Annotated in this window: 25 protein-coding genes; 22 read left to right on the plus strand and 3 right to left on the minus strand. The window is 47.6% G+C overall.

Translation table 11 applies throughout. The features are described from left to right. The first annotated feature begins 97 nt into the window (after nt 1-97). From dxs to KB186_RS04395, 8 genes are all read left to right on the plus strand, one after another. The gene (dxs, locus tag KB186_RS04360) at nt 98-1,984 is read left to right on the plus strand and encodes a 1-deoxy-D-xylulose-5-phosphate synthase (protein ID WP_232773161.1); all 1,887 of its coding nucleotides are present in this window, start codon (nt 98-100) and stop codon (nt 1,982-1,984) included. Further along, the gene (locus KB186_RS04365) at nt 1,981-2,799 is read left to right on the plus strand and encodes a TlyA family RNA methyltransferase (protein ID WP_173609598.1); all 819 of its coding nucleotides are present in this window, start codon (nt 1,981-1,983) and stop codon (nt 2,797-2,799) included. Before dxs ends, KB186_RS04365 begins: the two co-directional genes overlap by 4 nt. A gap of 127 nt (nt 2,800-2,926) precedes the next feature. Continuing rightward, nucleotides 2,927-3,784, plus strand: coding sequence for an NAD(+)/NADH kinase (locus tag KB186_RS04370; RefSeq protein WP_173609597.1), 858 nt, complete (start codon nt 2,927-2,929; stop codon nt 3,782-3,784). A gap of 5 nt (nt 3,785-3,789) precedes the next feature. Continuing rightward, nucleotides 3,790-4,239 carry a transcriptional regulator AhrC/ArgR gene (ahrC, locus tag KB186_RS04375; RefSeq protein ID WP_007720787.1) on the plus strand — a complete coding sequence of 150 codons (450 nt, stop codon included), beginning with the start codon at nt 3,790-3,792 and terminating at the stop codon, nt 4,237-4,239. A gap of 16 nt (nt 4,240-4,255) precedes the next feature. After that, nucleotides 4,256-5,980 carry a DNA repair protein RecN gene (recN, locus tag KB186_RS04380; protein WP_173609596.1) on the plus strand — a complete coding sequence of 575 codons (1,725 nt, stop codon included), beginning with the start codon at nt 4,256-4,258 and terminating at the stop codon, nt 5,978-5,980. Between the two features lie 242 nt (nt 5,981-6,222). Beyond that, a complete protein-coding gene (gene spoIVB, locus KB186_RS04385) occupies nt 6,223-7,557 on the plus strand; it encodes a SpoIVB peptidase (protein WP_173609595.1) in 1,335 nt (444 codons plus the stop codon). A gap of 260 nt (nt 7,558-7,817) precedes the next feature. Beyond that, nucleotides 7,818-8,606: a sporulation transcription factor Spo0A gene (gene spo0A / locus KB186_RS04390; RefSeq protein ID WP_007720793.1), complete on the plus strand. Its 789-nt coding sequence runs from the start codon at nt 7,818-7,820 to the stop codon at nt 8,604-8,606. Nucleotides 8,607-8,919: 313 nt separating this feature from the next. Further along, nucleotides 8,920-9,606, plus strand: coding sequence for a hypothetical protein (locus KB186_RS04395; RefSeq protein WP_232773162.1), 687 nt, complete (start codon nt 8,920-8,922; stop codon nt 9,604-9,606). A 78-nt stretch (nt 9,607-9,684) separates the two neighbouring features. Here the strand turns inward: KB186_RS04395 and KB186_RS04400 are convergent, their stop codons facing one another. Next, on the minus strand, nt 9,685-10,122 hold the full coding sequence (locus tag KB186_RS04400; RefSeq protein WP_173609593.1) for a hypothetical protein: 438 nt from the start codon (nt 10,120-10,122) through the stop codon (nt 9,685-9,687). A 96-nt stretch (nt 10,123-10,218) separates the two neighbouring features. Between KB186_RS04400 and KB186_RS04405 the strand changes: the two genes are divergently transcribed. From KB186_RS04405 to KB186_RS04415, 3 genes are read left to right on the plus strand one after another with little or no spacing between them, the layout of a single operon-like run. Then, nucleotides 10,219-10,638, plus strand: coding sequence for a hypothetical protein (locus tag KB186_RS04405; protein WP_229088040.1), 420 nt, complete (start codon nt 10,219-10,221; stop codon nt 10,636-10,638). Nucleotides 10,639-10,696: 58 nt separating this feature from the next. Further along, complete coding sequence (locus KB186_RS04410) at nt 10,697-11,275, plus strand: beta-class carbonic anhydrase (protein WP_173609838.1); 579 nt, start codon at nt 10,697-10,699, stop codon at nt 11,273-11,275. Then, nucleotides 11,250-12,125, plus strand: a complete 876-nt coding sequence (locus tag KB186_RS04415) for a metallophosphoesterase (protein ID WP_232773163.1) — start codon at nt 11,250-11,252, stop codon at nt 12,123-12,125. Before KB186_RS04410 ends, KB186_RS04415 begins: the two co-directional genes overlap by 26 nt. 6 nt (nt 12,126-12,131) lie before the next feature. Here the strand turns inward: KB186_RS04415 and KB186_RS04420 are convergent, their stop codons facing one another. Continuing rightward, nucleotides 12,132-12,998 carry a LysR family transcriptional regulator gene (locus KB186_RS04420; protein WP_173609591.1) on the minus strand — a complete coding sequence of 289 codons (867 nt, stop codon included), beginning with the start codon at nt 12,996-12,998 and terminating at the stop codon, nt 12,132-12,134. 100 nt (nt 12,999-13,098) lie between these two features. Between KB186_RS04420 and KB186_RS04425 the strand changes: the two genes are divergently transcribed. The 8 genes from KB186_RS04425 to KB186_RS04460 all read left to right on the plus strand — a co-directional run bounded on the left by KB186_RS04425 (nt 13,099) and on the right by KB186_RS04460 (nt 18,805). Continuing rightward, on the plus strand, nt 13,099-13,875 hold the full coding sequence (locus tag KB186_RS04425; RefSeq protein WP_221867139.1) for a class I SAM-dependent methyltransferase: 777 nt from the start codon (nt 13,099-13,101) through the stop codon (nt 13,873-13,875). A 16-nt stretch (nt 13,876-13,891) separates the two neighbouring features. Further along, nucleotides 13,892-14,275 (plus strand): VOC family protein, encoded by a 384-nt coding sequence (locus tag KB186_RS04430; protein ID WP_173609589.1) that lies wholly within the window; start codon nt 13,892-13,894, stop codon nt 14,273-14,275. Beyond that, nucleotides 14,272-15,075: a class I SAM-dependent methyltransferase gene (locus KB186_RS04435; RefSeq protein ID WP_173609588.1), complete on the plus strand. Its 804-nt coding sequence runs from the start codon at nt 14,272-14,274 to the stop codon at nt 15,073-15,075. The genes KB186_RS04430 and KB186_RS04435 overlap by 4 nt, the downstream gene beginning before the upstream one ends. Before the next feature lie 115 nt (nt 15,076-15,190). Beyond that, nucleotides 15,191-15,367 (plus strand): DUF2759 family protein, encoded by a 177-nt coding sequence (locus KB186_RS04440; protein ID WP_173609587.1) that lies wholly within the window; start codon nt 15,191-15,193, stop codon nt 15,365-15,367. Nucleotides 15,368-15,476: 109 nt separating this feature from the next. Continuing rightward, on the plus strand, nt 15,477-16,643 hold the full coding sequence (steA, locus tag KB186_RS04445; RefSeq protein WP_232773164.1) for a putative cytokinetic ring protein SteA: 1,167 nt from the start codon (nt 15,477-15,479) through the stop codon (nt 16,641-16,643). Between the two features lie 26 nt (nt 16,644-16,669). Beyond that, nucleotides 16,670-17,224 carry a copper transporter gene (locus tag KB186_RS04450; RefSeq protein ID WP_232773165.1) on the plus strand — a complete coding sequence of 185 codons (555 nt, stop codon included), beginning with the start codon at nt 16,670-16,672 and terminating at the stop codon, nt 17,222-17,224. Then, nucleotides 17,211-17,903: a glycosyltransferase family 2 protein gene (locus KB186_RS04455; protein ID WP_232773166.1), complete on the plus strand. Its 693-nt coding sequence runs from the start codon at nt 17,211-17,213 to the stop codon at nt 17,901-17,903. The genes KB186_RS04450 and KB186_RS04455 overlap by 14 nt, the downstream gene beginning before the upstream one ends. Beyond that, nucleotides 17,885-18,805 carry a UDP-N-acetylmuramyl pentapeptide phosphotransferase gene (locus KB186_RS04460; RefSeq protein ID WP_232773167.1) on the plus strand — a complete coding sequence of 307 codons (921 nt, stop codon included), beginning with the start codon at nt 17,885-17,887 and terminating at the stop codon, nt 18,803-18,805. Before KB186_RS04455 ends, KB186_RS04460 begins: the two co-directional genes overlap by 19 nt. Here the strand turns inward: KB186_RS04460 and KB186_RS04465 are convergent. After that, nucleotides 18,802-19,062 carry a DUF2627 domain-containing protein gene (locus tag KB186_RS04465; protein ID WP_007720834.1) on the minus strand — a complete coding sequence of 87 codons (261 nt, stop codon included), beginning with the start codon at nt 19,060-19,062 and terminating at the stop codon, nt 18,802-18,804. The genes KB186_RS04460 and KB186_RS04465 overlap by 4 nt on opposite strands. Before the next feature lie 215 nt (nt 19,063-19,277). On the opposite strand from KB186_RS04465, the gene KB186_RS04470 reads away from it, so the two are divergent. The 3 genes from KB186_RS04470 to lpdA all read left to right on the plus strand — a co-directional run bounded on the left by KB186_RS04470 (nt 19,278) and on the right by lpdA (nt 24,232). Continuing rightward, nucleotides 19,278-21,347 carry a sigma 54-interacting transcriptional regulator gene (locus KB186_RS04470; protein WP_173609582.1) on the plus strand — a complete coding sequence of 690 codons (2,070 nt, stop codon included), beginning with the start codon at nt 19,278-19,280 and terminating at the stop codon, nt 21,345-21,347. 233 nt (nt 21,348-21,580) lie between these two features. After that, the gene (locus KB186_RS04475; protein ID WP_047068882.1) at nt 21,581-22,672 is read left to right on the plus strand and encodes a Glu/Leu/Phe/Val dehydrogenase dimerization domain-containing protein; all 1,092 of its coding nucleotides are present in this window, start codon (nt 21,581-21,583) and stop codon (nt 22,670-22,672) included. Between the two features lie 138 nt (nt 22,673-22,810). Further along, nucleotides 22,811-24,232: a dihydrolipoyl dehydrogenase gene (gene lpdA, locus KB186_RS04480; protein WP_173609581.1), complete on the plus strand. Its 1,422-nt coding sequence runs from the start codon at nt 22,811-22,813 to the stop codon at nt 24,230-24,232. The last annotated feature ends 7 nt before the right edge of the window (nt 24,233-24,239 follow it).

The raw sequence follows: 24,239 nt of genomic DNA on the forward strand, positions 1-24,239 counted from the left end.
GCTATAGCAATAAGGAAAGCCGGGTTTTCTAGTGGCTTGATTGATATGCAGCATGCACAATCGCCGGAGAACGAACAGTGGAAAGTGAGGAATACCAATGCTGCTTACTACTATAAATGATCCTCAAGACTTGAAAAAGTGCACGCAACCGCAGCTACATACATTGGCATCCGAGATCCGTCAGTTTCTAATCGAAACGCTCTCGAAAACAGGCGGTCATCTTGCGCCGAATTTGGGTGTCGTCGAGCTGACGCTAGCGCTGCACTATGTTTTTGACAGTCCCAAGGACAAGCTGATCTGGGATGTCGGACATCAAGCATACGTACATAAAATGCTGACCGGACGCCGGGAGATGTTTCCGACCTTGCGTCAGTACAAAGGTCTGTGCGGGTTCCCAAAAATGGTGGAAAGCCCGCATGACGTCTGGGAAACCGGGCATAGCAGTACGTCGTTGTCTGCCGCTATGGGGATGGCGACTGCGCGGGATTTGAAAAAGGAAAAGAATCATGTCGTTGCTGTGATCGGCGACGGTGCGCTGACAGGCGGCATGGCTTTAGAGGCATTGAACCACATTGGTCATGAGCGCAAGAATGTCATCGTTGTGCTAAATGATAACGAGATGTCCATTGCGCCAAACGTTGGTGCCCTGCACAACTACTTGGGCAAAATTCGCTCAACGGAGAACTATCAGTGGGCGAAGGATGAAGTCGAAGGCTTGTTGAAATCGATACCGGCTGTAGGGGGCAAATTAGCTCATATGGCTGAACGCTTTAAGGACAGCATGAAATATCTGCTCGTATCTGGCGTTCTTTTCGAGGAGTTAGGCTTTACGTATATTGGCCCAATCGACGGACATAACATGGAACTGTTGCTCGATACATTGAAGACAGCCAAGCATACAAAAGGACCTGTATTGATCCATGCCATCACGAAAAAAGGACTGGGCTATGCGCCAGCAGAAGCCGATTCGGTCAAGTGGCACGGCATCGGAACGTATAAAATCGAGTCAGGCGATACACCGAAATCTGCACCAACGTATACATCCGTTTTTGCGGATACGATGATGAAGCTCGCAGATGAAGACAATTCAATTGTGGCTGTGACCCCTGCAATGCCAGCGGGCTCCGGCTTGATCCCATTCGGTCAGAAGTACCCGGACAGACTATTTGACGTAGGGATCGCAGAGCAGCACGCATGTACATTTGCGGCAGGATTGGCTACGCAAGGCTTGAAGCCGGTCTTTGCGATTTATTCGACCTTTTTGCAAAGAGCCTATGATCAGTTGATCCACGATGTCGCCCGCCAAAAGCTCCATGTGATTTTTGCCGTTGACCGTGCTGGGCTCGTCGGAGCAGACGGGGAGACACACCAAGGCATGTATGATGTGGCATTCATGCGCATCATTCCGAATATGGTCATTATGGCACCAAAAGATGAAAATGAACTGCGTCACATGATGAAGACAGCAGTGGAATATAAAGAAGGCCCGATTTCTTATCGTTATCCGCGATTGCCGATTCGTGGCGTCAAAATGGATGAAGAGCTGCAAGTGCTGCCAATCGGAAAAGCGGAGATTGTACGCGAAGGCAAACACGTGGCGATTCTCTCGTTCGGTCACGTATTCGAAATAGCTGAGGCGGCTGTTAATCAGCTTCAAGAAGAAGGAATCAAACCGATGCTGGTCAATGCGCGTTTTTGCAAGCCGTTGGACGAAGAGCTTCTATTCCGACTGGCGAAGGAAGGCTACGATATTATTACAGTTGAAGAAGGCTGCGAAATGGGCGGCTTCGGCAGCGCTGTCATTGAATGCTACAGTCGTGCAGGCTATCACGGCATGAATGTACAGGTTATCGCGGTACCTGATTATTTTGTTGAGCATGGAAGTGTGAAAGAACAGCGGCAAGAGGTAGGGCTCACAGCTGATCATATCGCTGCTCGTGTCCGGTCTTTGATGCCAATTTCGAAGGGCGTAGTGGAAGCATGAGTGTAAGAAAAGAACGGATTGATGTTCTCTTGGTCGAAAGAGGCCATTATGAGACCAGAGAAAAAGCAAAAGCAGCCGTAATGGCAGGCCTTGTGCAAGTAGCTGGCGAGCGCTGTGACAAGCCGGGAACCAAATTTGCCGAGGATGTTGCGATTACGGTGAAGGGCGAGGTACACCCGTATGTGAGTCGGGGTGGCCTCAAGCTGGAAAAGGCATTGCGTGTCTTTGAGATCGACATGAAGGATCGTGTCATGATGGACATCGGGGCCTCCACTGGCGGATTTACGGACTGTGCACTGCAAAACGGTGCGCGCCTTGTATACGCGATTGACGTCGGGTACGGACAACTCGCGTGGAGCTTGCGCCAGGATGAACGAGTGGTCGTCATGGAACGGACGAATTTTCGGCATATGGACCCGGAAGCTTTCGAACATGAACGTCCAAACGCGGCATCGATTGACGTATCGTTTATTTCGTTACGATTGATCTTGCCAGTGTTGTACCGTTTTCTGACGGATGGCGGTGACGTCGTTGCGCTGATCAAACCTCAATTTGAAGCAGGCAAGGATAGAGTCGGAAAGAACGGAATCGTCCGAGATCCTGAGGTACACGAGAGCGTGCTGACTGACATTGGCCAATTTGCCAGTGGATTGGGTTTCGCGCTGAAAGGCTTGGACTACTCTCCAATTACTGGGGGAGAAGGAAACATTGAATTTGTTATGCACGTCCAGAAAAATGAGGGCGGCATGGATTCGGAAGCTTGGCTTCAATGCGTAACAGAGGTAGTTGCGTCTGCTCATGCGAATTTGAAATAGGATAAAAACCAAAGCCTCGGGAGTTTTGTCACAATCGAGGCTTTTTATTTATGCATGTGAAGTTGTATACTTGTATATGAGGTTGTTCAAGAAGGATTTCCAACCAACCAGTTTTGGGGTGGACCACGTGAAGAAAATTGGAATCATAGCGAACAAAGGAAAACCCGAAGCACGTATCGTTGCACGGGAACTGCTGTATTTACTTGAGGACAGAGGGGCGCAAGTATTCCTGGATGAACATATTGCTTCAGATGTTGGGCATCTGGAACTGGGCGCATCTGTAGAAGAGATGGGGAAGCAGGCGGATTTGGTTTGTGTATTGGGAGGCGATGGCACGCTACTCAGAATTGCTCGCCAGCTTGCCGGTCACTCTATCCCAATCTTTGGAATTAATTTAGGCACGTTGGGCTTTTTGTCGGAAGCGGAACCGGAGCATCTGCCTCAGGCTGTAGACAATCTCCTTTCTGGAAAGTACGACATTGAAAAGAGAGCCATGCTGGAAGCTTGTTTGGTTCGAAAAGGAATCACGCTGGGGACATACACGGCCATGAATGATATAGGGATTGCAAAAGGGTCATTTTGCCGGATCATTCAATGTGCAGTCTTTCTGGATGATGAGTACGTTGCGACGTTCAGTGGAGACGGTGTCATTGTCTCTACGCCGACCGGATCAACGGCATACTCACTTTCTGCAGGCGGTCCAATAGTGGCCCCTAATGTGGACATGCTATTACTGACACCAGTGGCTCCTCATTCCTTGACGGCTCGGCCAATGGTATTGTCTGGCAATCAAACGATCCGGGTCGAAGTGGATGCCATTCATCAAGAGATGGGATTGTCCATTGACGGGCAGTTTGGTTATCGACTCGAGGGCGGCGATCATATTTACATTAAAAAGTCACCGTGTGTTACCCCGCTGATTAAGTGGAAAAAAGGTGGCTTTTTCGAAGCAATACGAACGAAATTACAAGGGGAATGGGAGTAATCCATATGAACAAAGGGCAACGACATATTCGTATTCGGGATATCATCAGCAATCAAGAGGTGGAAACACAGGATGAGCTGGTGGACCGCTTGCGGACTGCTGGCTTTAACGTAACGCAAGCAACTGTATCCCGAGACATCAAGGAGCTACACTTGGTAAAAGTGCCCCTTCCTGATGGACGATATAAGTATTCAATGCCTGCTGAACAAAAATTCAATCCACTGCAAAAGCTGAAACGTATGCTTGTGGATTCCTTTATTAGCATTGACCAAGCCGATCATTTTATTGTACTGAAGACGCTTTCGGGACATGCGAATGCGGTAGCGGAACTGATTGACAACCTTCCTTGGGAAGAAATCATGGGGACGATCAGTGGAGACAACACCATCCTGATTATTTGCCGTTCGAAAGAAAATACCAATGAAGTGACGAAACGCTTAATGGAAATGTTGTAGAAGGTGGTCGCTTGCGATGCTAGTGGAACTCTCGATCCGAAATTTTGCCATCATCAAATCAGTGACGGTCTCTTTCCAAAAAGGGTTAAACATCCTGACAGGGGAGACTGGTGCTGGTAAATCCATCATTATCGATGCGCTAGGACTGTTGTTAGGAGGCCGGGCTTCGGCTGATTTTGTCCGTTACGGTGAGCCTCGTGCAGAGGTGGAAGGGCTGTTTGAATTGCCGCCTGGTCACCCGGGACTTGACGTCTGTAAGAATGTCGGCGTCCAGATTGAGCAAGACGGTATGCTTGTGGTACGCCGAGATATATCGAATCAAGGGAAAAGTATCATTCGAATCAATGGCCAGCTCGTAACTCTCGCTATGCTGCGTGAGTTAGGGCCATGGTTGGTTACGGTGCATGGGCAACACGATACGCATATGCTGATGCAGTCAGACAAGCATATCAATTGGCTGGATGCATATGGGGAAAGTGCGTTGGGAGCTGCGAAGCAAGAATATGGAACCCTGTATACTGCGTACCGCAAGACAAAGCAAGATCTGGAGCGCATGGCACGCAATGATCGGGAGCTGGTGCAGCGCATCGATCTTTTGCAATATCAGCTCGATGAAATTGAGTCGGCAACCCTCACGCCTGGTGAAGACGAGAAGCTCATGCAGCAGCGGAAAAAGTGGATGAACATTGAAAAAGTTTATTCAACGATTCAAGATGCATACCGGGCTTTGCATGGTGACCAAAAGGGCATGGATTGGTTGGGTCATGCGATGGGTGAGCTTGAGCGTGGTGTGAACTACGAAGAACAGCTCGTTCCGATTTTGGAAATGGTCCAATCGGCATACTATCAGATAGAAGATGTGGTGCATAACCTTCGTCAATTGTCGTACCAAATGGATTTTGAACCGGAGCAGCTGGCAGAAGTAGAACGCCGTCTTGATCAAATCCAGTCGTTAAAACGCAAGTATGGCAAAAGTGTAGACGATATTTTGGAGTACGCGGCAACGATTCAGGATGAATTGGATGACATGCATCACTACGAAGATCGCCTCCAGCAGGTGGAAAAGCAATTGCAGGAGCTTGCAGCCGATTTGGCAGTGGAAGCATTGGAGTTGTCAGTTATTCGCTCCGAATGTGCAGGAAAGCTCGCACAAGAAATCGAGCAGCAATTAAAAGAACTGCACATGGAGCGAGCTCGTTTTGCCATCGACGTCAGACAGACACCGGATGAAGACGGGGTAGAAATCGACGGAATCAAGCGCTTCGTAGATGCGAACGGAATGGATCAGATCGAGTTTTTAATCTCACCTAACCCGGGTGAGCCATTGCGTCCCTTGGCGAAGATTGCTTCCGGCGGAGAGTTGTCGCGTGTCATGCTGGCCATTAAAACGATTTTGGCGGGCACTGATCAAGTGGAGACCCTCATTTTTGATGAAGTCGACACAGGAGTAAGTGGAAGGGCAGCTCAAGCGATAGCAGAAAAGCTCGCCCGGGTCGCTGGACAGCGCCAAGTCCTGTGCATTACGCACTTGCCACAGGTCGCATCCATGGCAGACGCTCATTTTCTGATCAAAAAGGAAATGAGCGAGAATGAAACGGAGACGCGGGTGAATCGTCTGTCTGATGATGAACGGGTATCAGAGCTGGCTCGTATGCTAAGCGGGGCAGAGGTAACAGCAAAAACAGAAGAACATGCACGCGAGATGATCCTTCTCGGCCGTGAACGAAAGACTGTCAGCTAATTTGGTTGGCAGTCTTTTTTCGTTGATAAAAAGTGCAAAAATGGACTCGCTAAGGACTTGATGAAGCGTGGCTTTCTAATGTTCAGAGTGGGTTATTTTCCTGACATAATCCGCTTGGCTGGTGGCAACATTAAAGGTACACAAGGTGGAGGTGTCCCTCATGACCGCTTGCGGTCAATCAAAACGGACCTGACCGTTTTGTTTTTGTAGGTGTAGGTAGGGAACGGTAGGAGTGATTACTGGTGATCCGACAAAACAAAAGAAAATGGATGGGAAGTCTCCTTCTCCTCATCACGGCGCTTGTCGTGAGTTCCACCCCGTTCCGCGATCTGTCCTCCTTTCCCCGTGAATTGCGTTTGATGGAAGGGTCCCTCGAGCAACTACGGGTCTCAGTGCCGGTAATGGGCACGCTAATCAATAGCAATCCTGATATTTTGCACGTTAACGGGACAGAGGCGCGTGAGGTTTCCGTTGATTTGAGCAGGCCTATGTCTGTAGAACCGCGTAGGGCTGGGGAAGCCCAATTGCAGGTGAAGTGGCATAACATTCCGCTGACTGCTGTAAAAGTAAATGTATTGCCAGATCTGCGGTTGTACCCTGGTGGACAGTCAATCGGGGTGAAGCTGCAAACAGCGGGTGTTTTGGTTGTCGGTCATCATTTAGTAGACGATGGTAAAAACAAGTTTTCTCCAGGTGAACAGGCAGGTATACACGTTGGTGACATGATTATCAAAATGAATGACATGTACATCAACGACATGAATGATGTAAAGAAATTGATCAACGAAAATGGGAAAAAGAATCATTCCGTCCAATTGCTTGTCGTTCGTGGCAAGGAAAAGCTTTCGCTCACTTTGCACCCAGCAAAAGATAAAAAAGACAGTGAATACCGTATGGGTCTCTATATTCGGGATTCAGCGGCAGGAGTAGGGACACTGACCTTTTATGATCCAAATTCCAAAGCGTACGGGGCATTAGGGCACGTCATTTCCGACGTTGATACTGGTCAAGCTATTGTCGTAGGAGATGGCCAGATCGTGCAAGCAAGTGTCACATCGATTGAAAAAGGACAAAGTGGCAACCCAGGGGAGAAATTTGCACGTTTCTACAATGAAAGTGAAGTTCTTGGAAATATAACGAAAAACACCCCTTTTGGCATCTTCGGCAAAATGAAGGACGAGCCCAAACGCAGCTATTATCAGGAGCCGTTACCAATCGCTCTTGCCGAGCAGGTAGAGGAAGGGCCAGCCAAAATTCTTACTGTCGTGGAAGGTCAGAAAGTAGAAGAGTTCGATATTGAGATCGCGAACGTGGTCAAGCAGCATTTTCCCGCAACCAAAGGGATGATTATTAAAGTCACGGACAAACGCCTTTTGGAAAAGACAGGTGGCATCGTACAAGGGATGAGCGGCAGTCCCATCATTCAAAAGGGCAAGATCGTCGGTGCTGTCACGCATGTGTTTGTCAATGATCCTACTTCGGGATACGGTTGCTACATTGAATGGATGCTTCAGGATGCTGGCGTGAATGTCCGAGATACAGCCGAATCCCGAACCCATACAACCAAGGCTGCCTGAATAAAGTGCCGTCACGCGAACGAAGCGAGACGGCTTTTCCGATTTTTGCAGTCCTTTGACGAATCGGTTAGAAATGAAAGAATTCTTTGTCGAAATATCAGTTAAATCATTCAATCTTTCGTCATTGGCAGGAATGGAATTTGCTTTGTCGAATAATTTTTGTAGAGAAAAAGATGGTATGGACTAAACCTTTTAGATTTGTTAACTTCTAAAACGCCACCTTCTTTCCAAAAGACCGTCCATTGTTAGGAGGAACGACCTTGAGCAAGATTGAAGTGTTGTTGGCAGATGATAACCGAGAATTTGTGAATCTGTTGGAAGAGTACATCAGTAGCCAGTATGACATGAATGTTGTGGGTGTTGCTTACAACGGCAATGAGGTAGTTCGACTGCTGCAGGAACGTGTACCCGATGTATTAATTTTGGATATCATTATGCCACATCTGGATGGCTTGGCTGTTTTGGAGCAAATTCAGGCCATGCGCTTAAGTCCTCAACCTAAAATTATCATGTTGACTGCTTTCGGGCAGGAAGAAATTACGAAGAAAGCAGTAGAGCTGGGAGCAGCATACTACATTTTGAAACCGTTTGATATGGAGGTGCTGGCTCAGCGCATCCGTCAAATCATTACAACCAAGCCTGCCTCTTCTTTTGTTTCTTCTGTGAAACCGCAAGCTACCTTGCAAATCCGCGGTCGCAATTTGGACGCGAGCATCACCAGCATTATTCATGAGATTGGAGTTCCAGCGCACATCAAAGGCTATTTGTATTTGCGGGAAGCGATTACAATGGTATACAACGATGTCGAGCTGCTCGGCTCGATTACCAAAGTCCTGTACCCGGACATTGCAAAGAAATTCAATACAACGGCTAGTCGTGTAGAACGTGCCATCCGTCATGCGATTGAAGTAGCATGGTCCCGTGGTAATCTGGACTCGATCTCCAGCTTGTTTGGTTATACGATTTCCAACACCAAGGCGAAGCCGACCAACAGTGAGTTTATTGCCATGGTGGCAGATAAGCTGCGGATTGAGGCGAAGATTAGCTAGGATGTAGAGAATCGTTTACACGATCCTTAAAAAGACATTAGCATTTGCTTGCTAGTGTCTTTTTGTATGGGTAGGACGTAGTAAAAGCGAGGTGCAAAATGGAAAATCCTAAAGTGCAGTGTCCAAAATGTGGGTGTAATGAGATTGGAAAAGGGAGGCAAGCTGGGGATGCGGGAGTGTTTCCCTTCGGCAAGTTTGTTCCGCTTAGTTCCGCGATCATTCATAGAATCTGTACAAATTGTGGCTATGTGATCGAAAGTTATGTTGAAAACCCATCAAAGTTTAAAGGTTAATACTTCGGAGATTAAATGAAATGAGCAAACTACTATCCTATAAAGAAATTAGAATTAGCTCTTCTACATCACCAATTGCGTATAAGCAGGCTGGTTATCGTCAAAGGTTTCTAACCATTGAGGGAAAAGAGATCGCCAATACAGGAATAGATTGTGAAACCTGTCTTTTTTATGCCGACGTTTCAGGAATGGATATGAAAAGCCCAACAAAAATATCGAACAAATTAAATCAAGGGATAAATACACTAGACGAAGATTTCATGTCAGATTTATCCTGTCTCATTCCCAATGGTCATTACATTGCAACTTTGTTGAAGGTGTATCCTAGAATGAAAAGAGAGGCATATGGGACTGAGTACTACAAGGCTGGGCTAAGGAATATTAGCAGTATGAAGAAAATAGAGGAATATATTGTACCCATTCAATCCAGTGAATCATTGAATCATGTAGCCATAAATGATTATGTAGAAAGGGTGAATGTAGAAGAAACACCAACAGCGTTGAGCATTTCTTTCCTAGATATAAAATATCCGTTGAATCATTTTGATGAGATAGGGGTTTATAGTCATTTCTTATTGGATGGTCATCATAAAATGTTTGCGGCAAATAAAGCTAAAAAAGCAATTACCCTATTATCCTTTTTATCGATTGATGAATCATTCGCAAATAAGGAGCAATTAGGAAATCTATTTCAGGTTTTAACCTAATGTATTGACTAGTAAACGTAGAAGTGTCTAGGGGCAAGAAATAAGCCAAGGTATTTTAACCTTGGCCTTTGATGAAACTCAATTAGAAGTTTCTTTAGCTGGTGTAGTAGGTGGTTGTTCGGGGCTTGCTGGGGGAGCGTTTTTATATTCAAAGACCATTTCGGAAATACTACTCAATCCGGTTTGTTCCATGCCTTTACTCGTCAAGGCAATTCTGCCAAACGCAGTAACAGTGGAAGGAATCCTTCCATCTGGTTTGATAATGGTCACAGAAACGGAGTTAACTTCTTCTTTCTTGTCTTTCGCTAAGGTCCGAGTATTTTCCACTAAAGCGCGCAATTCCTTTTCATCATCTGATTCTGTGGCTAAAGCAACCATCCACATACCGGTGCTTTCGTCAAATCGGTCAATGGCTAATACATATGCAGGTAGCGGCACTTCTGGTGTGCTTGCAGTTTCACTACAGGCTGGAAGGATTAGTGCTAGTGCAAGTATTAAGGCTAGTCTAAATTTCAATCTGCAACTCTCCTAATTATTTTTTTGATTATTTTACCAAAGTTGGGGTACTTTTACTATAACTAAAAATGTACTCTTCCCGGAGGAACTGAATCCATGTGCCTAGAATTATTCGTCATGATAAGAGAAACACCAGGAATTGACCCTAATCCGATAGTCTCTCCTTATGTTTTGACAGGCAAGCTATCACATGAAAAAAGTCCTCATTTCTTCAAGCGTTTTCCGAAAAAACAGGCATGGTGGATGACAACCGAAGAGGGTTGCGCTTGCAGATTTAGCATTTCCAAGTATCCTGATAAAGTAAAATTCGGGATGTATCCAGAAGAGGAGAGACCTCGTCATTATCAAAGATACCTAGAGGACTATCAAAAAAGCATGAACAGAATGATGCATCTTCGTGCTTGGTGCGAGGAGCTGCTAGATCACGACAAGACGCAGGCATTACATCCTGACAAAATGAACCATTTGATAAGAAACTGCCAGAGTCCCTTGCGAGATTTTGATCCTCCTATGTAAAATAGAAAAGCATACAATACAAATACATACTACTAAGAGCGAGGCAGGTGCTGTGAAAGTGCGCAATTTGGATGAAATTCTCGCATTTAACCGCGAATTTGTGGCCAACCAAGAATATGAAAAGTACCAAACCACCAAGTTTCCTGATAAACGATTGGTCGTGCTGTCTTGTATGGATACTCGTTTGGTTGAACTTCTACCGAAAGCCATGAACATGCGCAATGGGGATATCAAGCACGTAAAAAGCGCCGGGGCAATCGTGTCCCACCCTTTTGGGAGTATCATGCGTAGTATTCTAATTGCGATCTACGAATTGAATGCTGAAGAAGTGATGGTCGTCGGGCATTATGACTGCGGGATGAGTGCAATCGATAGCAAACGCACAATGGAGAAAATGCTGGAGCGAGGAGTCACGGCTCAAACGTTTTCCACGCTCCAACATGCGGGGATTAACTTACATAAATGGCTGCACGGGTTCGATCGTGTAGAGGAAAGTGTGAAAAATAGCGTAGAAACGATTAAAAATCACCCGCTCCTCCCACCGAATGTGGAGGTACATGGCTTACTCATTGACCCGGTGACGGGGAGATTGGACGTTGTCGTGAATGGGTATGAGCGAACGAAGGACAGTGAATGATCCTAACCTTGCTCCCATTTCGAGGAAAACATTTCTCCACAGAGTCACGAAATGGGTAGGGGGATTGATTGGTCTCGGAATAGCGACTGGCGTGTACGGTCATGTATGGGAACGTAAAGCACTTGATATCGTGCGATTGTCCATTACGATACCGGGATTGCCAGAAAACTTTAAGGGAACAAAGCTCATTCATTTCAGCGATGTCCACCTCGGTCATTATTTTGAAGCGAAAGAGTTGGAGTCGGTTATTGCTGTGATCCAGGGCGAAAAACCGGATTTGATTTGCTTCACAGGGGATATCGTTGATGAAGTGACACGACCTCTATTCGCCGCCGTTCCCCTTTTCAATCAGCTCCTAGCCCCATTAGGTAAATTCGCCGTTTTGGGCAACCACGATTATCGAGCTGGTGAACAGCAAAAAGTCCGGGATGGATTGGTCGCATCAGGATTCGAAGTGTTGGATAATCGGCATGTTGTCATACACCAAGATGGCCAGCAGTTATACATGGCGGGAGTGGATGACCTTTTCTATGGCGTACCAGATCTTTCAAAAGCGTTAGAAAATATCCCGCCAGAGGGCAGCGTTATCTTGTTGGCGCATGAGCCTGATTTTGCTGATATGGCGTCACGATATCCCGTGCATCTTCAACTGTCTGGCCACAGTCATGGAGGACAGGTACGCTTGCCCTTCATTGGTCATCTATTGGCGCCGCAATACGGGCGTAAATATGTACAAGGAATGTATCAGGTAGGTGGCATGGCTGTGTACACCAACAGAGGATTGGGTACGACGATCTTGCCTGTTCGTTTGTTTTGCCGCCCGGAGCTTACGGTACTAACCCTACAGTGAATTTTGTTAATAATGTTCCTTGATCCATTGGACGAATTGCTGGAAAGCATCGTCCTCTTTTTTTGGATGAAGGTAGGCGATAAGGGTTGGGCGAACTAATTCGCCGTTTGCGATATCGTAGGCAACCAATCTTCCGGTCGCAAGCTCTTGTTGTATGGTTCTTTCCGGAAGGATGGTGATCCCTAGCTGCCGTTCGACCATTTTTTTAACAGCATTGAAGCTGTCCAATTCCATAATAATATTCGGAAAAACTCCCTTCTGTGCCAGATAGCGGTCAATCCGTTGGCGATAAGGAGCGGTGTGATTCCCGAACACAATCATTTCCTCGGTACGCCATGCTTGAAAACCTGGAAACCCACTTGCCCAAGGGTGGCTCGGGGCCATGACGAGCAGGAGTCGATCGCTGGGAAGAAATTCTTGATGGATGTGCGGGTGATACATTTCACTCCCGAGAAAGGCAATATCGGCTGTGCCGGTTAGCAGAGCGCTGAGGGACTCCTCGTACAACGTAGAGCGGACGTAGCAGGTAAAGCCCGGATGAGCAATCCGGTACTCACCAATCAGTCTCGGCAGCTCATAGGCGACAAAAGCTTTTCCTGCGACGATGTTCATCGATTGGCGCTGTTCTTTCTCTTGGATAAAGGAGCGCATTTGCTCCACGATATTTGTAGCCACCGGTAGTAACCGACGTCCTTCGCCTGTTAGACTCACTCCTGAAGCAGTGCGAACAAAAAGCGCACTCCCAACCTGGCGCTCTAGCTGCTTCAATCGGTGTGTAAGTGTTGATTGCGCCAAAAATAACGCCTGTGCAGCACGATTAATCGATCCATGACGAGCAATCGTCAAAAAAACCTCAAGACTTTCTCGATCCACTTTTAGTTGCCTCCTATTCAAATTCTCGATAACTAGTTATCTGTATTCTATAACAAGGATGACAAACATTGGAATATGATGTAGGCAGGAGGTGTTCCTGATGAAGAATGAGGAGATCAAACAGGCTGTACAAGCGCAATTTGGAAAAAATGCTGAGCAATACGTGCAAAGCAAGACGCATGCAAAAGGCAGCGACCTGGAACTGATGGTGGAGTGGATGCAGCCAAGAGAGAACTGGCGGGCACTGGATATCGCCACGGGAGGTGGGCACGTAGCGAGAACATTGGCTCCACATGTGAGCTTGGTCGTCGCCACGGATTTGACTCGTCCGATGCTCATGGCGGCATCTGCGGCCAATGAAACAGCACTTGTCCATAATGTGATGTATGTTCAGGCTGACGCAGAATCTCTCCCGTTTCTCGATGGATCATTTGAGATCGTCACATGCCGAATTGCAGCTCATCATTTTCCCGATCCGGCGGCTTTTGTTCGTGAGGTGAGTCGCGTGCTTTCCCCTGGTGGGTTGTTTCTCTTCATCGACAATGTCTCTCCTGAGGAATCGTCACTCTCGGCATTCATAAATGAAATAGAGAAAACACGCGATCCCAGTCATGTTCGCTGTCTTTCCGTAAGTGAATGGCGAGGTTTGTTTGAAGCGAACGGCATGACTTTGCAAAAGCAGCAGGGACGCAAAAAAAGATTTGAATTTTTAGCATGGGTCCAACGTACCTCCGAATCATCCGAGCAGGAAGCGATCGTGGAAAAACTGCTGCTGAACGCTACAGATGAACAAAAAGAATATCTAGGGCTTACCACAAAGGATGGTAGAGTCATGACCCATCAGATTGACGAATGGATGGTTCTTTGCCAAAAATGAGGAGGAAATGAAGACGATGACAACAACAACGCATAAATGGATTGGGCTTGATCATGTGCAATTAGCAGCACCAGCAGGAACAGAGGACGTAGCGCGCAAGTTTTTCGGTGAGCTCTTGGGAATGCCGGAGGTTCCAAAGCCAGCGAAGCTTCTTGTTCGAGGGGGTGTATGGTTTCAATGTGGTGCCCAAATGATTCATATTGGCGTAGAAGAAGGATTCATTCCCGCGAAAAAAGCGCATCCGGCGTTTCTCGTGCAAAACATTGGTTCACTGATGGAGCACCTGCAAGCAAATGGGGTATCGTTTCGGATTGATGAAGAAATCCCGCACCTTATCCGCTTTTTCACAGAGGACCCATTTGGGAACCGATTGGAGTTCATGGAGGCGAAACAGGAATGACAATTGATTTTCACGCGGAGAAAAACCAGTTGAGCTATACAGGGAGAACCGCCGACAATTCGTGGAGTCAGGCGATCCAGTCGCTCGTCAATCCCGTGGGAAAAAACGTCGTGGACATCGGTTGTGGTGGTGGAATTTATACCAAGGCTTGGTCTGGGTTAGGAGCTGCTTCTGTCACGGGGGTTGATTTTTCCCAGGTGATGGTTGAAGCGGCGAGAGAGCAATGCGCTGACGATCCGAAGATTTCGTTTGCACAGGGGGATGCACGGGCAACCGGCTTGCCGAGTCAATGTGCGGATATTGTATTCGCTCGCGCCTTGATCCATCATTTCCCGGAGCAAGACTTGCAGAAATTTTTTAAAGAAGTCATTAGGCTATTGGCACCGGGGGGAATTTGCTTAATCCAAGACCGGACGATGGATGATGTCAAAATGCCGGCCTCGCCGACTCATTTTCGCGGTTATTTCTTTACGCGATACCCGCGCTTGCTAGCGATAGAGCAGACACGAAGACCGGATGATACAACGGTGCAGGACACCATGAAGCTCGCGGGGCTTGAGCAGGTGAACAAGACAACGCTATGGGAGACAAGACGAGAATACAATAGCTGGTCTGATTTGGAGGCTGACTTGCTTTCAAGAAAAGGCCGATCCATTCTGTATGAATTAACTGATGGCGAACTGAAAGACCTCGTTCATACCATCCACGGTCACGTAGCCGGGCAAGAAAAATGGATCGAGCAGGATTGCTGGAGTATCTGGATAGGCAGCGCAACTTGTGGCACAATAAAAGGAAAATAATTGTGAAACTTTTTGTTCACAAATTTGGATATGCTTGTCTCATAATACCCGAAGCTATATAATGGAATTGCCATTGTATTCCTGTTGCGTCATCATGGTGAAGGAGTTGTCGTTAATGAAAATCGTTTTATTTGACATCCTGATGTTTATCTTCACATTCTTTATCGCTTGGGGCTGTTTGAATTCCATCAGAGCGAAAAACACATTTGCAATCTTATTTGGCTTTGTATCTTTGGTGGTTTTCCTGTTCGCAGACGGTTTGATCATTTACTACCTGGCCAAAGGTGCGTAGGTGAAACTGAAAACGCTTCGCTTAAAAGAGGCTGTGCATTTCGTGCACAGTCTCTTTTTTTTGCATGTGAGAAGGAAATATTTAGCATACTAAAGGCGGAGGTGGAAAAGTGGGCAAACGAAAAGGTTCTGCAGCACATTCATACACGGCTGTTGTAGCGGCTGATCTGAAGACGAAGCAGTTGTGCAAACGTCTCCACTCCCATCATATCGCCATCATTGATCATCCGGACGTTGATGAGATAGCAGCACAGTCCTTGCTGGAAAGAGGGGTAAAAGTCGTCCTCAACCTATCGGCATTCATGACGGGGCAATACCCGGCTGAAGGGGCTCGCCAACTTTTAACAAACGGGATCACACTCTATGAGGTACTGGATGTAGATGTGTCGGATTCATTCATGGAGTGGATCGAGGGCAAGTATGCAACAATCCGTGAAGAAAATCTGTACATCCTTTTGGAAGAAAAGTGGGTCCATGTATGCAGGCTGCAGCAGGTGACGGTTCCCTCCATTTTAAAACGATGGCATGAAGCGCACGATAAGTTGGATGACACACTCTCTTCGTTTATCGACAATACACTTTTGTACGCCAGCAAGGAAAAAGACCTATTTTTAAAACCGCTTTGCCATGTGCAATTACATACAAAAATGGAGCAGCGACATGTCGTTGTCGTCGTTCGCGGGAAACATTACAGAGAGGACTTGCTGACGCTATCTTCCTACATTCGGGAATATCGACCTGTTTTGATCGGGGTCGATGGTGGTGCAGATGCCCTCATGGAAGCAGGATATCGTCCAGATCTGATTGTGGGAGATATGGACAGCATCTCGGACAGAGCGCTCCAATGCGGAGCGGAGATTGTCGTACATGCTTTTGTGAATGGGACAGCACCTGGAACGACTCGCGTAAAAGCTCTCGGCTTGCCTTATCATGTCTTGCCAGCGCCTGGTACGAGCGAAGATGTGGCGATGCTGTTAGCGTACGAAAAGGAGGCTGAACTGATCGTCACGATCGGTGCTCATACCAATATGATTGATTTTCTGGAAAAAGGCCGTAAAGGTATGGCGAGCACGTTATTGGTCCGCACGAAGATCGGGACAAAGCTAATTGATGCCAAAGGAGTCAGTCATCTCTATAGGCCGAGCGAGTCATGGAAGCTGTGGGGTTGGTGCATAGTCGCTATGCTTCTCCCGGTTTCAGCCGCGCTCGTTATTAATCCAATCGCCCGCCATGCTGTACAGATGATTTGGACCCAATGGCGGACTTGGACTTTATGAACAACGCACTTTTCATGGAGGTATACATGATACCCTTCCGCTATCATTTGATTTCACTGGCTGCCATATTTGTCGCACTTGGGGTAGGGATCTTGTTAGGAGGGACGGCAGGCCATTCATGGATAACACAAGGAACTAAAGGCATTCTTTCCAATATGGAAGCAAAGTACGATCGCGCTCTCAAAAGCAACCATGAGTTAAGGCAGCAAATGAATCGATTGCTAAAGGAAGTTGCGCGCAGCAACCAAGAAGTTGTCCAACTCATGAGCATACGCTATGTGAACGAACTTGCAGGAAGCAAGGTGTATGTTTGGCAGGAGGATGGCAACGTTTCTGAACAGCTTACGCAACTGATGCATTCAGTAGGCATGGATGTGGTTTCTTATCGCGAGGGAAACAGTTGGGAAGATGGGGTGCTTTTGGTGGTAGCAAGGCAACCCCCGCTTTGGCTACGGGAAAAACAGATGAATTCCTGGATACAGGTCGTAGAAGTGCCCGACTCTCCTACAAAACAATGGGCACTTTTGGAACAAGTGCAAAATAGATTGGCTGAGAGGAAGGGCTCGCGTGAAAAAAGTTAGTGTCGTCATCCCAGCGTTCAACGAACAGGCTTCCATTGGTGATACTCTCCGTGCCATCCGTGAACGCTTTTTTTGTGATGAACTGATCGTCGTTGATGATGGCAGTAAAGATGAGACGGCACACATCGCAAGCAAGTGGGCGGATAGGGTCATTCGAGTGCCGCGCAATCAAGGGAAAGGTGCAGCTGTTCAATTGGGCTGGCAGTACGCCAGTGGGGATGTGGTCATGCTTCTGGACGGTGATTTGCGAGACAGCGCAGCAGAAGCTGCACAGTTGCTTACACCGGTGCTACAAGATGTCTGTGATATGGCGGTAGCTGTTCTGCCACCTCCGAAAGTGAAAGCAGGTCTCGGATTAGCAAAAGGCTTGGCCCATCATGGCATTCGGATGTTGACAGGCTTTGAAACAAAAGCCCCTTTATCGGGACAACGCGCAATACGTCGCGAGCTTCTTGAGCAATTAGGGAGCCAGGATAGAGGATTTGGCATAGAGGTGGGGCTCACTGTCGATGCTTTGCGAGCAGGGTATCGTGTAGCAGAGGTCCCTGTCTTTTTTTCGCATCGTGAAACGAAAAACGATTGGGCAGGCTTCTGTCATCGGGGGAAAGAGTTTGTCGCGATTAGCCGAACGCTATGCTGGAAATGGTGGGAGGGGCAAGAGTGGAAACGAAAATCATGATGATGATACTCGTCGCAGTCGTTTTTCCACTGGTGCTTGACCGTCCCCTGTATAAAGTCGGCACACAAAAGCTCAAAGCGCTTGGAATGAATCGATTCAATTACGATGGAGAGCCGGTATTGACAGCAGGGGGGCTCATCCTCGTAGGTTCGAGCGTTATAACCGGGATAGTTCTAATCGGACTACTTTGGCTCAGAAGGGTCGATCGCGAGCTTTTCCTGCAAGGTATTTTATTTCTAACAGGTATGATTACGATGGCCTTTTGGGGCTGGCGTGATGATTGTGCATCAGATCGGGATGTAAAAGGCTTTCGTGGACATTTCGGTGTGTTATGGCGAGAAAGGCGAATAACCAGCGGCATGTGGAAGTTAATTGGGGGGACAAGCACGGCCTTTTGTCTCACCCTGGCTCTTTCAAACACAATTTGGGCAGAGTTTGTGGCCTTTGGTTTGCTTGCGCTCACACCCAATATCATTAACTTGTTTGATCTGCGGCCAGGACGAGCGATTAAAGTATTTTGGTGCCTGATAGCACTCGCTGTAGCTTTTGGCCTACTGACAATAGGAGCCAGTGCGGCAATGGTGAACTGGATTTTGTTGATTCCTATCTTCCTTGCGAGCATCCTCCTATTTCCCCACGACGTAGGCGGCAAAATCATGCTCGGAGATACAGGCTCGAATGCCTTAGGTTTTGCAGCAGGCTTTTTCTTTGTCATCGGGACACCGATTTATGTGCAGGCGAGTATGCTCGTGCTTTTCTTGTGTGTTCAGATTGCGGCAGAATTTTGCTCGTTTTCCCGCGTTATTGAACAGATTGGTTGGCTTCGTCGACTCGACCAATGGGGGAGAGTTACAGAAGCTGAAAATAAAGAAAACCAGACTGGCTCGTCCGGTTTGGTCTAGTCCTCGTCATCAGGTTCAGGAACCATGAAACGGGGCTGTACGCGATTTTTTTTGCGTTCGTGATGAAGAATAAATCCGGCAATAAACCATACAGGGATGGCGAAAGCCAGTATACCTAGAATGAGTTTTCCCCATAAAAATCCAACGTCTGGAGAGGCAGAATAGAAGAATGCGTCACGGATTAATTTGATTCCGTACATGGCGATTGCCGCCGGAATTACCATAATTAAGAGTGCAATGATTTTCTGAAAAACCAAGGGTTTTCACCCCTTTCTCGAATGCGTAAAGGACTACAATAATTACGGGACGGTCTTTTCATCATATCGGATGCGTTCAGCCTTGTCCACCGTACCTGTTGCACACGAACGAGCGCACGTTAGGGAAGAACGCCTGTCCATCAACGATTTGTTGGAGTACAATGGTTACGAGTAAGATCGTAAAGAGGTTGTTCAAAAAGTGAGGGGTCTCTCGCATGCACAAGCTGCTCATCGTTGGTGCGGGACGTGGTGGAACAGCACTCCTGCGGATGCTAAATCAGATGGACCGATTACAAGTTGTTGCTGTCGTCGATCAAAGGCCGGACGCCCCAGGCATACTGCTTGCCCAATCATTGGGGATTCCCGTCGATCAGGATTATCGGCCTTATTTGGATGAGGATCTGGATGTCATTCTAGAAGCTACAGGGGACCTGGGGGAGTATGAGCACCTCAGGCAATTAAAAAAAGACAAGACAGTGCTCATCCCAGGAACGTTTACAAGAATCGTCATGAAATTGATTCGCGAACGCGATAAGCTGATTGCCGTTTTGATGCAAAATCAGCGAGAGCGGGAAACGATGTTGAACTCTACACATGACGCGATCATTGGGGTCAATCGCCAAGGGATTATTACATTGTTCAACAAAGCTGCAGAGCGATTGATGGGCATCGAGGCGAGTGAAGTGCTGGATACAAAAGTTTCAGAGCGTATACCGAACACTCGGTTACATATTGTATTAACGACAGGCTCTCCCGAGTTGAATCAGGAGCAAGTCTTGCCGAATCAGACGCGCATTATTACAAACCGCGTGCCCGTTCGCAATGATCGAGGAGAAGTTGTCGGAGCTGTTGCCATTTTCCGTGATATTACAGAAATCATGGCGTTGGCAGAAGAAGTGACGAACTTGAAAGATTTGCAGAGCATGCTGCAAGCGATTATTCAATCATCGGACGAAGCGATATCAGTCGTTGACCAATACGGGAATGGACTTTTGATCAACCCGGCCTACACAAGGCTTACGGGTTTTTCGCAAGAAGACATTATCGGGAAACCAGCGACGGTAGATATTTCCGAAGGCGACAGTATGCACATGCAAGTCCTGAAAACGAAGAAGGCAGTGAGAGGCGTCCCTATGAAACTGGGACCAAAGCGCAAGGACGTCGTGGTCAATGTTGCGCCGGTTGTGGTCGATGGGGAGCTGAAAGGCAGCGTAGGCGTCATTCACGATGTCTCCGAATTCAAGCGTCTGTCAGAAGAGCTGGAGAAAGCTCGTCGCATCATCCGCAATCTGGAGGCAAAATATAGCTTTGCAGACATCATCGGCTATAGCGAGTCCATGCAGCAGGCGATCGAGCAAGCCAAAAAAGCGGCGTCAACACCAGCAACTGTCCTTCTCCGCGGGGAATCGGGAACGGGGAAAGAACTGTTTGCCCACGCCATACATAATGCAAGTGAACGAAAATACAACCAATTCATCCGGGTTAATTGTGCAGCGATCTCAGAGAGCCTCTTGGAGAGTGAGCTTTTCGGGTATGAGGAAGGCGCGTTTACAGGTGCGCGTCGAGGAGGGAAGCGGGGGCTTTTTGAGGAAGCGAGCGGTGGAACCATCTTTTTGGACGAGATCGGCGAGCTGTCCATGAGCATGCAGGTCATGCTTTTGCGCGTCCTGCAGGAGCGAGAGGTTGTGCGTGTCGGTGGAACGAAGCCGATCAACATCGATGTTCGCGTCATTGCGGCTACCCATGTGAATCTGGAGGCAGCGATCGGAGCGGGACGTTTCCGTGAAGACCTGTACTATCGTCTCCACGTCGTACCGATTCATATCCCTCCACTCAGACAGCGCTTGGAAGATATTAAGCCGATTGCTATGCACCTGCTACGAAAAGCCAATCTGGAATACGGAAGAAATGTAGAAGAGCTGCATGAAGAAACATGGCAGATGCTTCTGTCCTACCACTGGCCAGGCAATGTACGCGAGCTAGAGAATGTACTGGGCAGAGCGATGATTCATATGCGGATCAACGAGCGAATCATTATGCCGGAGCATTTACCCCCATTGGAAAGAAGAATCGTTTCGACCAAAAAGGAAGAGGCCCAGCATGAGGGTTCCACTGGCACTACGTTAAAAGAAGCGGTGGAAAAGGCCGAACGTCAGCACATATTGCGGGAACTGGCGGCAGCCAAAGGCAATCGCACTCTTGCAGCCAAGCGCCTCGGAATCGCGATTCGCAGTTTGTACTACAAGATGGAAAAATTGGGCATCATGGATGTGCAGGAAGAGTAAGGAAATGGGTGTGCAAAATATTGCACGCAAATCTTTGCGCGTATATGCAAAAAAATGCAGACTTGACGCAGGGACAATCATCCCGCGTTCTCTAAAATAAAGCGCTTTCACAAGTTTGGTTTTGTTGGCATGACTTTTGCATATACCTCTTGGCGGGAAATTCTCCAAATGGAGCCCACTGTTACGCCAGCTTACTTAAGCGGAAAACGAAAGATACTAGGGAGGTTTCTTCAGTGAACATCTTTGACTACATGCAAAAGTACGATTACGAGCAATTGGTATTTTGCCAAGACGAAAATTCCGGTTTGAAAGCAATCATTTGCATTCATGATACGACATTAGGACCAGCACTCGGCGGTACGCGCATGTGGCCGTATAAAACAGAAGAAGAGGCGATTGTGGACGTACTGCGTCTCGGTCGTGGGATGACTTACAAAAACGCAGCAGCAGGACTGAACATCGGTGGTGGTAAAGCAGTCATCATCGGTGATCCGCGCGAGCATAAGAGCGAAGAGCTGTTCCGTGCTTTCGGTCGCTATATTCAAGGGCTGAATGGCCGTTACATCACAGCTGAGGATGTAGGAACAACGGTAGCAGACATGGATATGATCCACTTGGAAACAGACTTTGTCACAGGTGTTTCTCCTGCATTCGGTTCCAGTGGCAATCCATCCCCTGTCACAGCTTACGGTGTCTACCGTGGAATGAAAGCTGCTGCAAAATTGGCGTTTGGTTCCGACTCTCTCTCCGGACGAGTGATTGCTGTACAAGGTGTAGGAAACGTAGCGTACAATCTGTGCCGCCATCTGCATGAAGAAGGCGCGCATTTGATCGTAACGGATATCAATCAAGAAAACGTAGATCGCGCAGTGAATGATTTCGGTGCGAAAGCTGTTGGTGTTAACGAGATCTTTGGCGTAGAGTGCGATATCTTCTCTCCTTGCGCATTGGGTGCGATCATCAACGATGACACCATTCCACTCTTCAAAGCAAAAGTGATTGCAGGGGCAGCTAACAACCAGCTGAAAGAAGAGAGACACGGCGACCAAATTCACGAAATGGGTCTGATCTACGCGCCTGACTACGTGATCAATGCTGGTGGTGTAATCAACGTGGCAGATGAGCTGCAAGGCTACAACCGCGAGCGTGCACTGAAAAAAGTAGAAACAATCTATGACAGCATCCTGAAAATTTACGAAATCGCTGAACGTGATGGCATGGCTTCCTACAAAGCTGCTGACCGCATGGCGGAAGAGCGCATTGCAAGTGTTGCCAGATCACGTAATACTTTCCTGCAAAACGGCAAGACTGTTTACAAGCGCTAATCTTGTTTCATCTATTAGGTTCATACTCCTGTCCGCTCTTCTAAGGAGGGCGGTCAGGAATACATAAACGATTTTCTTTGAATATTCATATTCTCGTTAATACGCAGGTTAGCTTTCCGAATGAAAGGAGAGATCGTGGTGTCTCAAGAGTTTGATCTAGTCGTCCTCGGGGGAGGTACCGGCGGTTATGTAGCGGCAATCCGCGCTTCCCAATTGGGAATGAAGGTAGCAATCGTGGAAAAAGAAAAGCTCGGTGGTACTTGCTTACACCGTGGTTGCATCCCATCCAAAGCGCTATTGCGCAGTGCAGAAGTATTCTCCACCCTGAAGGAAGCTGACAAATACGGAGTCTCGGCAGGTGCTGTAGGCTATGACTTCACCAAAATACAAGAGCGAAAGCAAGGCATTATCGACCAACTTCACAAAGGGATTCAATACTTGATGAAAAAAGGCAGCATTACTATCTTTGAAGGCTTTGGAAGAGTCATGGGGCCTTCCATTTTTTCTCCGCAGGCAGGTGCTGTACGCATTGAAAAGGAAAACGGGGACCAAGAAATGATCGTTCCACGATTCCTTTTGCTGGCAACAGGTTCCCGTCCACGCACACTCCCGGGTTTGGTCATCGACGGATCCTATGTGGTAACAAGCGATGAAGCATTGCAGTGGGAGCAATTGCCTGCTTCTGTTGTCATCGTGGGTGGCGGTGTCATCGGGATTGAGTGGGCTTCCATGCTCAATGATTTCGGTGTGGAAGTAACTGTTGTGGAGTACGCCGACCGTATTTTGCCGTTTGAGGATGAAGAAGTGAGCAAGGAATTGGCTCGCCTGTTGAAAAAGCGGAAAGTCAACATCGTGACGGGAGCAAAGGTACTGCCTGAATCGTTGGAAAAAGGGGAAGGCAAAGTCTCTATTCAAGCGGAAGTCAAGGATGGAGTCCAAACCTTTGAAGCCGAAAAGGTACTCGTATCAGTAGGACGCCAAGCGAACGTAGAAAACATCGGTTTGGAAGCAACAGAAATCAAAGTCGAGCGCGGCGTAGTCGTAGTTAATGAATACTTCCAGACAGCAGAGTCTCATATTTATGCGATTGGAGACGTTATTGGCGGTCTGCAATTGGCGCATGTTGCTTCGCATGAAGGAATACTCGCGGTAGAGCACATGGCTGGACAAAACCCGCACCCGATGGATTACACCAAGGTTCCGAAATGTACGTATAGCCGACCTGAAGTCGCAAATGTTGGACTCACTGAAAAAGAAGCAAAAGAACAAGGCTACGATGTGAAAATCGGCAAGTTCAGCTTTAAGCCACTAGGCAAAGCACTAATCCACGGTGAGAATGACGGCTTTGTGAAGTTGGTCGTTGATGCCAAGACCAATGATTTGTTAGGGGTTCACATGATCGGTACACATGTGACAGATATGATTTCCGAAGCGGGCCTGGCCCGTGTGCTGGATGCGACTCCGTGGGAGATCGGTCAGACGATTCACCCGCATCCATCCTTATCCGAAGCAATCATGGAGGCAGCTCAGGCTGTCGACGGAAAAGCGATACACAATTAGCAAGGAG

It is taken from the genome of Brevibacillus sp. AF8 (assembly GCF_021270385.1).
In the GTDB taxonomy this organism is placed as follows: domain Bacteria; phylum Bacillota; class Bacilli; order Brevibacillales; family Brevibacillaceae; genus Brevibacillus.

Excerpts from the sequence above, each read along its gene's own strand:
- dxs (WP_232773161.1), top strand. The coding sequence starts at position 98 with ATGCTGCTTACTACTATAAATGATCCTCAAGACTTGAAAAAGTGCACG.
- KB186_RS04365 (WP_173609598.1), top strand. The coding sequence starts at position 1,981 with ATGAGTGTAAGAAAAGAACGGATTGATGTTCTCTTGGTCGAAAGAGGC.
- ahrC (WP_007720787.1), top strand. The coding sequence starts at position 3,790 with ATGAACAAAGGGCAACGACATATTCGTATTCGGGATATCATCAGCAAT.
- recN (WP_173609596.1), top strand. The coding sequence starts at position 4,256 with ATGCTAGTGGAACTCTCGATCCGAAATTTTGCCATCATCAAATCAGTG.
- KB186_RS04395 (WP_232773162.1), top strand. The coding sequence starts at position 8,920 with ATGAGCAAACTACTATCCTATAAAGAAATTAGAATTAGCTCTTCTACA.
- KB186_RS04405 (WP_229088040.1), top strand. The coding sequence starts at position 10,219 with ATGTGCCTAGAATTATTCGTCATGATAAGAGAAACACCAGGAATTGAC.
- KB186_RS04415 (WP_232773163.1), top strand. The coding sequence starts at position 11,250 with ATGAGCGAACGAAGGACAGTGAATGATCCTAACCTTGCTCCCATTTCG.
- KB186_RS04425 (WP_221867139.1), top strand. The coding sequence starts at position 13,099 with ATGAAGAATGAGGAGATCAAACAGGCTGTACAAGCGCAATTTGGAAAA.
- KB186_RS04430 (WP_173609589.1), top strand. The coding sequence starts at position 13,892 with ATGACAACAACAACGCATAAATGGATTGGGCTTGATCATGTGCAATTA.
- KB186_RS04435 (WP_173609588.1), top strand. The coding sequence starts at position 14,272 with ATGACAATTGATTTTCACGCGGAGAAAAACCAGTTGAGCTATACAGGG.
- KB186_RS04440 (WP_173609587.1), top strand. The coding sequence starts at position 15,191 with ATGAAAATCGTTTTATTTGACATCCTGATGTTTATCTTCACATTCTTT.
- KB186_RS04450 (WP_232773165.1), top strand. The coding sequence starts at position 16,670 with ATGATACCCTTCCGCTATCATTTGATTTCACTGGCTGCCATATTTGTC.
- KB186_RS04470 (WP_173609582.1), top strand. The coding sequence starts at position 19,278 with ATGCACAAGCTGCTCATCGTTGGTGCGGGACGTGGTGGAACAGCACTC.